This is a genomic window from Martinezella lusitana, from assembly GCF_900094565.1.
Classification (GTDB): domain Bacteria; phylum Pseudomonadota; class Alphaproteobacteria; order Rhizobiales; family Rhizobiaceae; genus Rhizobium; species Rhizobium lusitanum.
Genome location: NZ_FMAF01000009.1, coordinates 99,914 through 112,751, shown reverse-complemented (window position 1 = coordinate 112,751; position 12,838 = coordinate 99,914). Strand labels below are relative to the sequence as shown.

General features: G+C 58.9%; 11 protein-coding genes and 2 pseudogenes. 4 read left to right on the top strand and 9 right to left on the bottom strand.

The features are described from left to right. Positions 1–9 precede the first annotated feature (9 nt). From GA0061101_RS19650 to GA0061101_RS19640, 3 genes are read left to right on the top strand one after another with little or no spacing between them, the layout of a single operon-like run. Positions 10–1,344: a dihydroorotase gene (locus GA0061101_RS19650; protein WP_037198031.1), complete on the top strand. Its 1,335-nt coding sequence runs from the start codon at positions 10–12 to the stop codon at positions 1,342–1,344. 9 nt (positions 1,345–1,353) lie between these two features. Next, positions 1,354–2,127, top strand: coding sequence for an SDR family NAD(P)-dependent oxidoreductase (locus GA0061101_RS19645; RefSeq protein ID WP_037198032.1), 774 nt, complete (start codon positions 1,354–1,356; stop codon positions 2,125–2,127). Between the two features lie 54 nt (positions 2,128–2,181). Then, the gene (locus GA0061101_RS19640; protein ID WP_037198037.1) at positions 2,182–2,967 is read left to right on the top strand and encodes an SDR family oxidoreductase; all 786 of its coding nucleotides are present in this window, start codon (positions 2,182–2,184) and stop codon (positions 2,965–2,967) included. 423 nt (positions 2,968–3,390) lie between these two features. Here the strand turns inward: GA0061101_RS19640 and GA0061101_RS41085 are convergent. Together GA0061101_RS41085 and GA0061101_RS19630 are read right to left on the bottom strand one after the other, a co-directional pair. After that, a pseudogene (locus GA0061101_RS41085) lies at positions 3,391–3,540 on the bottom strand (hypothetical protein); the annotation flags it as partial. A gap of 632 nt (positions 3,541–4,172) precedes the next feature. Beyond that, positions 4,173–4,523 (bottom strand): MerR family transcriptional regulator, encoded by a 351-nt coding sequence (locus GA0061101_RS19630; RefSeq protein WP_037198173.1) that lies wholly within the window; start codon positions 4,521–4,523, stop codon positions 4,173–4,175. A gap of 70 nt (positions 4,524–4,593) precedes the next feature. Here GA0061101_RS19630 and GA0061101_RS19625 point away from each other — a divergent pair, with 70 nt between their 5' ends. After that, positions 4,594–5,625 (top strand): SDR family oxidoreductase, encoded by a 1,032-nt coding sequence (locus GA0061101_RS19625; RefSeq protein WP_037198039.1) that lies wholly within the window; start codon positions 4,594–4,596, stop codon positions 5,623–5,625. 220 nt (positions 5,626–5,845) lie between these two features. On the opposite strand, the pseudogene GA0061101_RS19620 reads toward GA0061101_RS19625, so the two are convergent. From GA0061101_RS19620 to GA0061101_RS19590, 7 genes and pseudogenes are all read right to left on the bottom strand, one after another. Further along, a pseudogene (locus GA0061101_RS19620) lies at positions 5,846–6,094 on the bottom strand (IS110 family transposase); the annotation flags it as partial. 21 nt (positions 6,095–6,115) lie between these two features. After that, the gene (locus tag GA0061101_RS19615; RefSeq protein ID WP_037198040.1) at positions 6,116–7,612 is read right to left on the bottom strand and encodes a phytoene desaturase family protein; all 1,497 of its coding nucleotides are present in this window, start codon (positions 7,610–7,612) and stop codon (positions 6,116–6,118) included. Between the two features lie 194 nt (positions 7,613–7,806). Further along, a complete protein-coding gene (locus GA0061101_RS19610; protein ID WP_037198042.1) occupies positions 7,807–8,481 on the bottom strand; it encodes an amino acid ABC transporter permease in 675 nt (224 codons plus the stop codon). Between the two features lie 94 nt (positions 8,482–8,575). Continuing rightward, entirely contained in the window at positions 8,576–9,373 is a 798-nt protein-coding gene (locus GA0061101_RS19605) for an ABC transporter substrate-binding protein (protein ID WP_037198045.1), read from the bottom strand. 164 nt (positions 9,374–9,537) lie between these two features. Next, on the bottom strand, positions 9,538–10,863 hold the full coding sequence (locus tag GA0061101_RS19600) for an aspartate aminotransferase family protein (RefSeq protein ID WP_037198047.1): 1,326 nt from the start codon (positions 10,861–10,863) through the stop codon (positions 9,538–9,540). 159 nt (positions 10,864–11,022) lie between these two features. Further along, complete coding sequence (locus tag GA0061101_RS19595; RefSeq protein ID WP_080760708.1) at positions 11,023–11,958, bottom strand: LysR family transcriptional regulator; 936 nt, start codon at positions 11,956–11,958, stop codon at positions 11,023–11,025. Positions 11,959–12,043: 85 nt separating this feature from the next. Beyond that, on the bottom strand, positions 12,044–12,274 hold the full coding sequence (locus GA0061101_RS19590; protein WP_037198049.1) for a winged helix-turn-helix transcriptional regulator: 231 nt from the start codon (positions 12,272–12,274) through the stop codon (positions 12,044–12,046). Positions 12,275–12,838: the final 564 nt, after the last annotated feature.

The window sequence follows — 12,838 nt, the reverse complement described above, 5'->3', positions numbered from 1 at the left end:
GAGAACGGCATGTTCGACATGATCATATCGGGCGGCACCGTCGTCAATGCCGATGGCGAGGCGAGGGTTGATGTCGCCATAATCGGCGAACATATTGCCGCGCTTCTTGGCCCCGGCGACGCGCCTCAAGCGCGCGTCGTTATCGATGTGGCCGGCTGCCATCTGTTGCCCGGGCTGGTCGACGCGCATGTCCATCTCCGCGAACCTGGCCTGACCCACAAGGAGGATTTCGAAAGTGGCACCCGGGCGGCGGCGCTCGGCGGCGTCACCGCGGTGCTGGATATGCCGACCGATGAGCCTTGGACCGCCACCGCCGACCAGCTTGCCGACAAGATGGCAATGGCGCGTGGTCGCATCCATGTGGATGTCGGCTTCCAGGCTGTCCTTGCCCGAGACCTGGGTCTTGCCGAAAAATTGCTGTCGCTGCGACCCGTCTCGCTGGAGCTTTTCACGGCCGATGTTCCTGGGGCGTTTCGCTTCCAGACCATGGACGATGTCGCCAACACAATGCGGCGCCTGGCCGGATGTGACACGGTGATCGGCATTTCACCCGGCGATCAGTCAATCCTCGAGGGCAGCGCCATCAGTCATCCCGCGGGCGATATCGCGGCATTCCTCGACAGCCGTCCACCGCTTGCCGAAGCCGGCGGAGTGGCCCGTGCCATATTGGCCGCTGCGGAAACCGGTTCGTGTATTCATGTCCGGCAGATCAATTCGGTTCTCGGCATTTCCACGTGGCGTCGATTGCGTGAGTTGGCCGATGCTACCGTCGAGACCACGCCGCAAAATCTCTTCTTCAATGCGGAGGATTATCGGACTGCCGGCGCGAAGCTCAAAGGGTCTCCACCTCTTCGCGGGGCGCGCGACGTGGCGGCGCTGCGGGCTGCACTTTCGGACGGACTGATCGACATTGTCGCCACGGATCATGCGCCGCATAGCCCCGCTGAAAAGGCGATGACCTATCCTGCCTTTGCCGACATACCCGGCGGCATGCCCGGTTTGCAGACCCTGCTTCAGACAATGCTGATCCTGGTCGAAGAAAAGGTGATAGGCCTGCCTGATCTCGTCCGCATGTGCGCGCGCAATCCCGCGCGGCGCTTCGGGCTCGACAGGTCCAAGGGCGCGATCGCGCCAGGGCGCGATGCCGATATACTGGTGGTCGATCAGCGGCGGCCGAGCGTCATCAGCAATGTGGAGCAGGCTTCGCGCGCCGCCTACACGCCGTTCGACGGATGGCAGGCGCCCGCAACACTGACCCGCGTCTTTTTGCGAGGCAGGGAGATCGTTCGCAATGGAGCGATCACGGCCGCTGCGTCAGGCCGCGTCATCCAGAGAGAAATATAGGGAGGCATCATGTCCATGCTTGACAGGAAGGTCGCCGTGGTGACCGGCGCAAGTTCGGGTCTTGGTCGCGCAATAGCATTGCGTTTTGCCGCCGAGGGGGCCGCGGTCGTGATCGCCGATACGAGGGAAACGCCAATCGAGGGGGGTGACACGACACTCTCGCTCATCCGCGATGGCGGGGGCAGGGCCTTTTTCGCCCAGACCGACATATCGAGCTGGGAAGCGGTCGACATGCTGGTTGGCGAGACGGTGGAGCATTTCGGCCGGCTGGACGTCATGGTCAACAATGCGGCGATCTACACATCGACCAATCTTCTCGAAACGACACCCCAGCAATGGCAGCAGGTGATGGGCGTGAATGTCACGGGCTACTTCTACTGCTGCAAGCGCGCGGTGCAGCAGTTCCTGACACAGGAACCAGTCAGCGATGCGCGCGGCCGCATCATCAACATCTCTTCTCAACACGGCATGATCGCCTGCCCCGGGGATTTTCCCTATGGCGTGGGCAAGGGTGCGATCGTGCAGATGACCCGCCAGATTGCCGTGGATCATGCCGATGATCTTGTCGTCTGCAATGCGATCGCGCCGGGCAAGATCATCACCGGCAAACCGGGCGTGGCGAACGATCCCGACGCCCTTGATTATTCAAGGAGCCGGACCCCTTGGCCGCGCCTCGGCGTGCCGCGCGACGTCGCCGGGGCCGCACTTTTCCTGGCGAGCGACATGGCCAGCTACATCACCGGCGTCAACCTGATGGTCGACGGCGGCTGGATGGCCGGCTGATCGGTAAAGACAACGAAAGCCGGCCGTTTGCCGGAGAATGAAGGGAGCATGACAATGGATATGGGTTTGAACGGGAAGACGGCGCTGGTCTTCGGGGCTGGGGGCGGCCTTGGCGGTGCGATCGCCCGAACGCTTGCCGGCGAGGGTGCGCGGGTTGCCGTCGCGGATATCAACCGGGAGGCCGCACAGGCCACCACCGATGCGATCGCGTCAGCCGACGGCAAGGCGTTGACACTGGAGTGGGATATAGCCGATCTCTCAGTGATCGATGCGCGTCTCAAGGCTGTCGAGGAGGCATTTGGTACCGTCGATGTGCTGATCAATAACACTGGAGGCCCGCCGCCGACACCGGTGAGCGGCCAGGACGCAGACGCCTGGCAACGCTTCTTCCAATCGATGGTATTGCCGGTCATCGCCATAACCGACCGAGTTCTTCCCAGTATGAAAGCGTCAGGATGGGGCAGGGTGATTACCTCGACATCGTCAGGCGTGATCGCCCCTATCGCCAATTTGGGCATGTCGAATACGCTGCGCACCGCGCTTCTCGGCTGGTCGAAGACACTCGCGCAGGAGGTCGGTCGCGCCGGCATCACCTCGAATATCGTTCTTCCCGGACGTATTGCCACGGGTCGCATCACCTTTCTTGACGAGCAAAAAGCCAAGCGTGAGGGGCGTACGGTCGAAGAGGTATCGGCACAAAGTACGGGGTCCATTCCGCTGGGCCGATATGGAGACCCGCAGGAATATGGTGACGTCGTTACGTTTCTCGCAAGCAAACGCGCTTCCTACATCACTGGCAGCGTCATACGGGTGGATGGTGGGCTGATCGCGAGCATATGACTTTGTCGCTAGGCGTTCAAAGACAACGTACGCGACCTCTCCATGGAGAACCATGAGTACAACTGAAATGCATATGAAATCAAATAGGCTTGACCTTCGAGTCTCATCAGAGCCGCAATCAGCTTTATGATTGCGGTTTTGCCAACATTGCGTTCAAGGGGTTGGCTTGCCCCTTGAGCGCCCAAAGCTGGCTGCATCACTTTCTTTGTCTTTTGATGGTCAAGCGTCTCTGGTCAAATTTTCCAATCCGCTTTTTTTGGCGGTATCCCACTTGCGGATGACTATCGCTTCGCCAGTAATGCCGTTTCCGTATTTCAAACGACCAAGATGGCTGTAGAAGATAAGTGCAGCAGCTAGTCGGTCGATGAAGCTATCTGGCACCGTTCAAATCAAAGCGCTGTTGTTTCAATAAAGGGGTCTTCCTCACTTTGTGAGGAGATTGGCCGATTTGATTGGCATCATCCGGGCTCTGAGAAGCTCTGGTCCCGCTCTGCCGTACATCGCGCGCTTAATCGTCTTCAGGCGGTTTATCTGCCCCTGCGCCTGACCGTTGCTCCAGCGCAGGTCGATGGCGTTACGCACGGACGCGATATCGCGGCGAAGAACGCGGGCAAAACGGCTAAGAAGGCGAGGTCAGAATGAATGGCATTATCGATCCATTCTTTGAGTTTCGCCGAATCTCGGCCACGAGATATACCGATGCTGTCACATTGATTGAGCGGTAAGGAAACTGAGGTAGCAGCGCGCCCACGACTGAGAGTGCACCGACCTACAGGAACCACCGCTATCCGATCGAAATCGTAGCCCGTGCTGTCAGGGTTTCCGGTCGGTCGGCTCATTGCAACATTTCTGTCGATCTTCTCTGCCGTCCGAAACCTCTTCGTCCCTTCCCAGACTAACCGCTCCGCAGCACAAATTCGAACTCATCGACGCAAGGCCATGGCCGCGTGGAAAGCGGTGAGTGCTCAGTCTGCCTGAAAACCGCCGTCACAGCCTCACGCGGCCACGTTTCAAACAACGTGACAAGGCCGGCCTGAAATATACACCGGGTGCATCTGCCGCCGCTTCTTGTGGCCAAGCTTCTCAACGAACGGCTTCAGTCAATCCGCCAGTGCAACATCCAACTCCGCCATCTCGCGCACCTCTGTGAAAGTACATAGGATGGCCCGTCATCGTAAATCGTCGGTTAAACTGCCAAAGCAGCGCTAGGAACGAGTTTTGTACTTTTCGATAAGTGCGACGATGCGCTGCTTGCGGCGAACCACTTCGTCGATGTGCTGATCGAGTGCCGCCAGTTTCTCACGGAGTGCCGAGAGCACTTCCTTCTCGTTTGGTGTCCCCCCACTCCTCTGACTCAGGGCCGCTCCGATCTCGTCGAGGGTGAAGCCAAGATCCTGTGCCTGGTAGATGAAGTTGAGTGTTTCCAGGACGTCTGAACTATAGTTCCGGTAGCCATTTTCGCCTCTTACCGCGAGGGGTATCAGCCCGCGCCGCTCATAAAAGCGGATACGCGAGGTGGAGAGACCTGATCGCTGCGCGACATCGCCTATCCGCATAAAAAAGCCCTTGACCTTAAACCTAGGTTGAAGGTGTACGAGAGTGTCTTCTTTCTGGCAAGGAGACAACATGGCGAAGGTTTTAGTAACGGGCGGCACGGGGTTTCTGGGTGCACACTGCGTCATCCAATTGCTCGCGGCAGGCCATGAGGTGCGCGCCACGGTTCGCGATCTGCGGCGAGAGGACGCTTTGAGAGCCATGCTACGGCAGGGCGGAGCGGGTAACGGGGCCAATAACGTTGCACTGTTCGCCGCGGATCTCACTGCAGACGCGGGTTGGAAGCAGGCCGTCACAGATTGCGATTACGTCCTCCATGTTGCATCTCCTTTTCCAGGCAGGGTTCCCAAGGATGAGAACGAACTGATTAGGCCTGCGCGTGACGGAGCGCTCCGGGTCTTACGCGCAGCGCGGGATGCCAACGTGAGGCGGGTGGTGCTCACCTCGTCATTCGCGGCGATCGGATACGGGAAGGCGCGCGCGGGAACCTTCACCGAAACTGACTGGACCGATCCCCACGATCCCACGATCCAGCCTTATCAGAAATCAAAAACGTTGGCCGAGCGCGCCGCTTGGGCCTTCATGAGGGATGAAGGTGGCTCGCTCGAACTTGCGGTCATTGATCCCACCGGGATTCTTGGTCCGGTGCTCGGACCAGACCTGTCAACGTCGATCCACTTAATAAAGCGCATGTTGGAAGGCAGTACGCCCGGTTGCCCCGACCTATGGTTCGGTATCGTGGACGTTCGCGATGCCGCCGATCTCCACGTTCGGGCGATGACCAATCCTAGCGCCGCCGGAGAGAGATTCCTCGCGACAGCAGGCCATTTCATGAGCGTCGCCCAGATGGCACAGACCTTAAGGGACCACCTTGGCCATGCGGCCCGCGCCGTATCGACGCGCCAATTGCCCAATTGGCTGTTGAGAGCGGCCGCCCTCTTCGATCCCGAAGTGAGGAGCTTGTTACCCGAGCTAGGAAAAAGAAAAGATGCGACCGCCGCTAAGGCACAGCGCCTGCTTGGTTGGAACCCTCGCCCTCCTGAAGAGGCGATCATCGCCACTGCCACCAGTCTGGCGGAACTCAACTTGCTCAAATTCTGCTAGGTCATGTCTCCGGCCTATTTATGCGGCGCGTGATGACCGCTGGCCCTGATATTTTCCGCTTGAACCGATCCCTATCACGTTAACGCGCTTTTGCTGCGCAAGACAACGCCGTGGGTTCTTCGGTTCGTGCGGTCCATTCTGCTTTCGCTATCACATCATACCATCGTCACTCCGCCCACTGTTTTGCCCCATAGAACAATGACCGTGAAGGCCCTTTCGCTTAAGCCGGAATCAGATCGGAGCATCTCGAAACGCGCTCCGACGGGAAGTTCACGTTCCTCGCCATAATCGCCCAGGCAATGCGGGCAATCTTGTTGGCGAGCGCGACTGCAGCAAGCTTGAAGGACTTCTTCGACAACAAGCCGCGCGCCCACTTCGCCCGAGGCGTATCAGCGCTGGGCCAGATTCGCAGCCGGTCGCGCCGGCGGCACCAAGCCACTGCGCCTGCGCCAACCAGCACTTGCCGCCTATACATTGCCGATGGCAGCCGCTACGGCCCAGCGCCGGGCCGAAACGATACATGGTCCTGACGGCAGATCGCCTGGATGGCGGCGCGGGCCGTCAAGAGGCCACTCGGCAGGCCGCCGCCGGGTTGAACCCACTGTCCAACCATAGCGAAGTGCTGAAGTCCCGCCAGTGTATGCGGCAACGCGCTAAAGCCGGTGTCGGGGGTCATCAGCCAGCCTTCCATGCTCCCCTTCCAGTTGCTGGTGTAGCGAAGAACCGTCGCCGGCGTCGACACGTCGGTGACCTCGATCTCGTCGCGGAGACCGTGTAACCGGCGTTCGAGCACCGCGATGACGGCTTGCGCGATGCGATGCTTCTCCGACTGGTAGCGTTCAGGGGCGTCGCGGCGCAGGTCCGCCCAGAATGCAAAATTGCGCGTCGGTAGAAAACAAGTCACTGCGGTCTTGCCCGGCGGCGCGAAGGTCGGGTCGTAATGGAAAATGCGAAACGCCAGCGCCGGAAGGCGAGTCTCGGGATCGACCTCGAACTGGTCGTCGAGAACGAGCGTCAGGTAGCCTGGCTCCTGCGCCAGGTCGCGAGCCACGCCCAGCGATACCTGTAGATAGGACGGAAACGTCTCGTACCGGGCGAACGCCTCCTCGAAAGCTTTGTCGGTGTATCTGCTGCCGAGCAAGTTATGAATGGTGGCGTGGCCGTCGGCAGCCGAGACGACCCAGTCGGCGGAAATGATCTCGCCACTTTCCAATTGAACGCCGACGGCGGCGGCGTCCTCAACCAAGATCTTGCAGACCCGCGCCCCGTAACGCACATGCCCGCCGAGCGAAAAGAACTTCTCGACGATGATGCGGACGAGGGCCTGGGAACCGCCAATCGCGTACCCGGCGTTTCGACTGCTCATCCAGGCCAGTGAAAGGATGAGCGCCAGAACCGACAGATGGCCCGTCGCCCCTCCACTGAAGAACGCCCGCAGCAGGGGATGCGTGAAGCGCTTTCCATAATCGTCGACGCTCATATGCGACAGGCGCCAGATCAGGGGCAGATCGGGCAGCATCTTCAGTATGCCCGCAATCCGCGCCAGCCACGGTTGGTCCGGGTGCGGCATCGGCAAATCTACAAGCTGACGAATTGCGTTGGTAAAGTAACGGATCTCGATTTCGTCCTCCGGCGCGACCTTCACCAACTCCGCCTCGAGGCAATCGACATCCGCGTAGATGTGCAGGCTCGCGCCGTGCTCGTCCTCGACGCGGACGAACTCTTCATGGTCGACGAAACGGAGCCTGTCGATGTCGCAGACCTCGCGCCACTCGGCGTGCAGTGTGCCGCCGGGATTGGAGCCCACCAGCCAATGCAGGCAGGTCTCGAACGTGTATTCGCCCCGGCGCCAACTCGTGGCCAAACCGCCAGCGCTCTGATGCTGTTCGAGAAGGTCGACCTCATAGCCGCTTTGGCGGGCGTAAACCGCCGTGCAAAGGCCAGCGATGCCACCGCCGATAATAGTAATCTTGCCTGGGCGTTTCATGGCTCTCAGCCCAAAGAATAGGAGGTTCGACATTTGAAAAATCACGCTGACAACCTAGCAGCAAGCTGCAGCGCTGCCTTTGACCTCGGTCAATGCCAGCGGGTCCCATGAGTTCTCAGGTTACCAAAATGACAAAGGCAAGGGCGCGAACGGTGACCCCGGCGGTGGCGGGTTCTTATTCATCAGTCGGCTGATCACCTGATTGTTGCGGCCCTGTTTCGTCTCTCGATATAGCTGACCAGCCGCACCATCGGCCAAAGGAAAGCGAGATAGATCAGCGCCGCACCAATCAGCGGAGTAGGGTTGGCATAAAGCGCCTGCGCGTCGTTTGCGTCCTTCAAGAGTTCCGGCAGGGCGACCACCGAAGCGAGCGACGTATCCTTGAACATCGATACGCAGTTGCTGGTCGTTGGCGGGATTACGAGTTTCATTGCTTGTGGCAAGATCACCTTGCGCAAGGTGATGACGAAAGGGAGGCCGAGCGCCTGCGCTGCCTCAAACTGGCCCCTCGGAATGCTTTCGATACCCGTCCGGAATACCTCCGCCGAATAGGCCGACATAACAATGGTGAACGCGAGTGTCGCCGATACCAGCGCAGAAAAACGGATGCCGACAAATGGCAGGGCGTAGTAGATCAAGATCAGCACCACCAATACCGGCAGGGCGCGGCAGATGTCGATAAAGCCGATCGCGAGCCAGCGGAATGGCGATGGCGCATAGAGCCGCACGAGGCTGACCAGCATGCCAAGCGGGACGCCAAGACCGATCGCAAGCAACCCCAGGATAATGGTGTTGACGAGGCCGCGCAGCAGCGCCGGGACCGCCGCGCTGAGCACAGCCGCATTGAAAAACGTGTCGATAAGGGTCATCAGCGTCCGGGAGGTCGATTTGTCGGATGTTCCGAACGGCGCCGGCCCGGAATGTCGGGACGGCGCGATCCGAAGGCAGCTCGGTATGCGGCCGTCAGCCGTTGGGCAGCGGTTCTTCCTTGGCAGTGGAGGAATCGGCCGGGGCATCCGTGCCAAACCACTTCTTGTGAAATGCCTGCAGCGTGCCATCCTTCTTCATCGCGGTCAGTGCATCATTGATCTTTGTAAGATAAGGCGAGCCCTTGGTCATCATCACGCCGTATTGCTCGTCAGACGTGATGCGCTCGACCACGCTGAGACCATGCATCTTGGTGAAGGCATATTCTAGGTTGGGCACGTCACTTGTCACTCCGTCCACACGTCCGGAGGAGAGATCGAGCAGGGCATCCAACGGGTTATTGTAACCCTTGACCTCGCTGAAGCCGTATTTCTTCTGGTTGTCTACTAGCCATTTGTAGCTCGTCGAGCCGGAATGTGAGCCAACGACCTTGCCCTTGAGGTCTGCGAGGCCCTTCACGACGCCATCGGTCCTGGCGGCGAGGCCCAAGCCAGAATCGTAAAAAGGCTGTGTGAAGGACTGCGAGGCGAGCCGCTCCTTCGTGATTGTAATGGACGAGATCGCCGCGTCGATACGGCGCGAGCTGGTGGCAGCAAACAGTGGCTGGAAATCATAGCCTTCGATGTCAACATCCATGCCAGCGCGTTTCGCCGCCTCGGTGATGATGTCCACTTCAAAACCTTCGAAGACACCGCTTGCGTTTTTAAATTCGAACGGCGGGTTGTTCGGGAAGGAGCCTACATTGAGCGTGCCCTCCGCAAAGGCAGCGAAAGGCGTGGCTGCCACGATGGCCGCGGCGGATAGGATTAGAATGCGACGACGGGTAACGTTCATTTTTCTTTCCCTCTGGTTGGTCCGGTCAAGGTCCTCCCTCCCGCCGGCATTGCTTGCCGCCGCGCGCTCCCCCGCGGGCGTCAATTCTTCGTCTCGTGCATAGACCCGCGTGTGAACCTCATGGGTTTCCTCCATCCATAGGCCGCGTTAACGGCCGCGATGGATTACTTGCCAAGAGAGTCGATAGCTTGGGTAATCGCGCGATCCAACACACTGATACCGAAGTCGATCTCCTCGTCACTCGAGGTGAGGGGTGGTGCAAATCGCATGACGCCCGCCGTGAATGCGCCGGTAATATTGGCGGATACTCCGAATTCCAGCGCCAGTTCAGTCACCTTCTGAGAAATCGACGTTGCACTGTGCCCAGCGTACGGAACGAATTCCATGCCCAGTAGCATACCGCGGCCGCGTACATCGCCGACACATTCATGGTGTTGGAGAAGGTTCTGCAGCCCCTTTCTCAGGCGCGTGCCCAGAGCCTTCGATCGTTCAACGAGTTGATCCCGCTTGACGATCTCCAGTACCTTCAGGGCGACCGAGGCGGGGAGTGGGTCGTTGACATGCGTCGTCACGAAGGTAAATCCGCGCGCGTCTGCAACTTCTGCAATCGCGTCGGACGTCGATACGGAGGACATTGCCATTCCGGCTCCGAGTGTCTTTGAAAGCAAAAGAATGTCGGGCACGATGTCGTCGCGTTCGAAGGCAAACATCTCGCCGCTGCGCCCGAGGCTTGTCTGTGCCTCGTCGACAATGAGAAGCATGCCCCGGCGTTCGCAATGGCTTTTGAGTGCCGCGAGATAGCCCAGCGGCAGGTCAAGAACCCCGCCAGTACTGAGAATCGGTTCCGCTATGAATGCCGCGAGATTGCCGGTCGACTGGCGGTCCAACAGTCCGAAACTATCGTCGAGTTCCTGCTGCCAAGTCACACCGGGAAAACGGGGCCGGAATGCGTTTGGTGCGGGAATGGCGAAGGCTCCCGGCATCATCGGCCCGTGACCGCGACGCCCAAGCGAATAGGTGGCTGAGGCAGCGGCGCCGGTCGAGCCGTGATACGATTGCGCAAACCCAACGATTTCCCACTTGCCGGTCACGACCTTGGCCAATCGAATGGCCGCTTCGACCGACTCCCCTCCCGTTGAAAGGAACATCGATCGCGGCAGACCCGGAACCAACTCGGCCAATTTCTCGGCCAGATCGACAACAGGCTTGGTAATCATCATACTGAACAGATGATCGAGGCTGGCAGCGGCACCACGCATTGTCTCGACAAGCTCCGGGTGGGCATGCCCAAGTACAGAGCTCATCTGTCCAGACGTAAAATCGAGGACGCGCCGGCCAGATGCGTCGTATAGCCACGAACCTTCAGCACGCTCGGGCACGAATGACGTGAAATCGCCGCCAACTCCCATGTAGCGAAGCAGGTTCTTGTTCGCCTTTTCCCAGATTAAGCTATCAAAATTGCCCGACGAGATATTCATATTCAGGATCATCTTTCCAATGCTCGGGAGAGCGTTCTAAGCTTCCGCGTTATCCTGAAAGTAGCCTGCGCCGTCTGCTTCCGTGAAGCGCAAATAGTTCTCTCAAACTGATGAAAATATTTCTTCGATGCTGCACCAAATCTGGGTCGCGCAATGGCTGTTGTTGCGGCGTTAGACCGGGTGGGTGGACGCAGCTTGTTCCTTGAACCAAGTGACGACGGCATCAATGGTCGAGTGGGCTCTTTTCGCCGAGGGCGCCAATATCCAGTAGGACAGTCCAGGGCGACCGAGGGCTGGAAATGGAGAAACGAGCTTGCCGGCAGACACCGCGTGTTGGACCAAAATGCTGCTCTCCAGGATGAAGCCTAGTCCATTGGCAGCAGCCTCGATCGCCAGATGGGAGGGATCCAACTGGACTGTGTCGACAGGATTAGAATAGAAATCGATGCTTTGTAGGTCCAGCCACTCTTCCCAGGAAACCGAGTTTTGAAAGGTGCTGACAAGAGTCTCTCGAAGTAAATCATGCGGAGAATCGAGCGTGCGACCGTTGAGCAAATCGGGAGAACAGTGGGGCTGAAAATGCTCCGAGAACATATGTGAGGCCCTGTCCGCCCAAAGATCGTCGTCGCCGTAGACAATTTGCACGTCGGCCGGTGCGTCCGTCAGCGGAGCCCAAGGCAGTCTGTCACCTTGCAAATGCGAGCCCTGTGCATTCACCCGGATGTCGACCCCAGGAAGATGCGCCATCAGGTCGGTCAGGCGTGGTAACAGCCAGCAATGTGCAAAAGATGGAGGTGCTTCGATCCTGACGACATCCAGCGCACCGCCTTTCTTCCCGCGCGCTTTGATGTCGCTGGTGGCGGCGCGCAGCCGGCGGATACCCTGGCGAATAGAGCGGGCATATTCCGCGCCCTCCGGGGTAAGCGTCACGCCACGTCCGACGCGGTCGAAAAGTCGGACCCCGAGAATTGCTTCGAGTAAACGAATCTGGTGGCTGACTGCAGATGGCGTCAGATTCAACTCGTCGGCCGCGGCTTGGAAACTTGCTGCGCGGGCCGCCGCTTCAAAGACCGAAATGCCGCGTAGGGGAAGCATTCGCTCAGACATTAATCCCCGCTTTCCGCTCTCCTGCGCGCTAACCATAGCCAGAGGATGGTAGAAAGTGATTGTCCGATCAAGGTCCAACAATGGCTTATCGCACCTGCGAAGGCTCAGTGAACTCTATTTCAGTGTCATTTGCTTCGGTAATGAGTTCCTGCGTTTCGTCTCCCCAAGCCGCCATAGCCTCCATCAGCGGCCGCAGCGTCCGGCCGAGTTGGGTCAGGCTATACTCCGTCTTCGGCGGGATCGTCGCATAGTCGTACCTCTTTATTAGCCCCCAGCCCTCGAGCGCCCTCGGGGTCGCTGGTTCTTGTCCCTTCAAGGCCTACCAATTCAACAAACGACTTTCGGTCCGAGGCAGGCGATGTGGCCGCCGGTCGCCTCGCGAGCACCAGGGGTGCGTCCAGCAGCCAAAGCCCGCCGATGCGACTGTGGTGTGGTGATGACACGGAGTAAGACGCTGCCACTGCCTAATGTTGTCTAATCGCGTCGAGTCGAACTAACGCATGCCCCGCACCGCCAATTTGAATCAAAAGGTCTGCTTTCATCTCCCCGTCGGTGACGACCTTAATCTTGGTCCATTTGTCTATCTTGGTGTCGAGGGGTACGGGCAAGCCTTCTCGCAGCAAGAGAGTAAGCTCGGGTGCTATGTCCGATTTATAGATGCAAATTCTCATTGCGCGGACCCAACTGCATAGAATTGTGACAGTTATATTGCGCCGCATTACCAACTATTGCAATGCCACAAAACGCTTCTCCGCAAATGTGCCGAGATATGTGTCCGTCCGACTGTCCATATGCCGCCGCTTCTTCCGGCTATGAGCCTGAGATAAAGGTCGGCCAATCGGCTCTGTCGCAAACTCCAAGCTGCGACGCGGAAGACGTG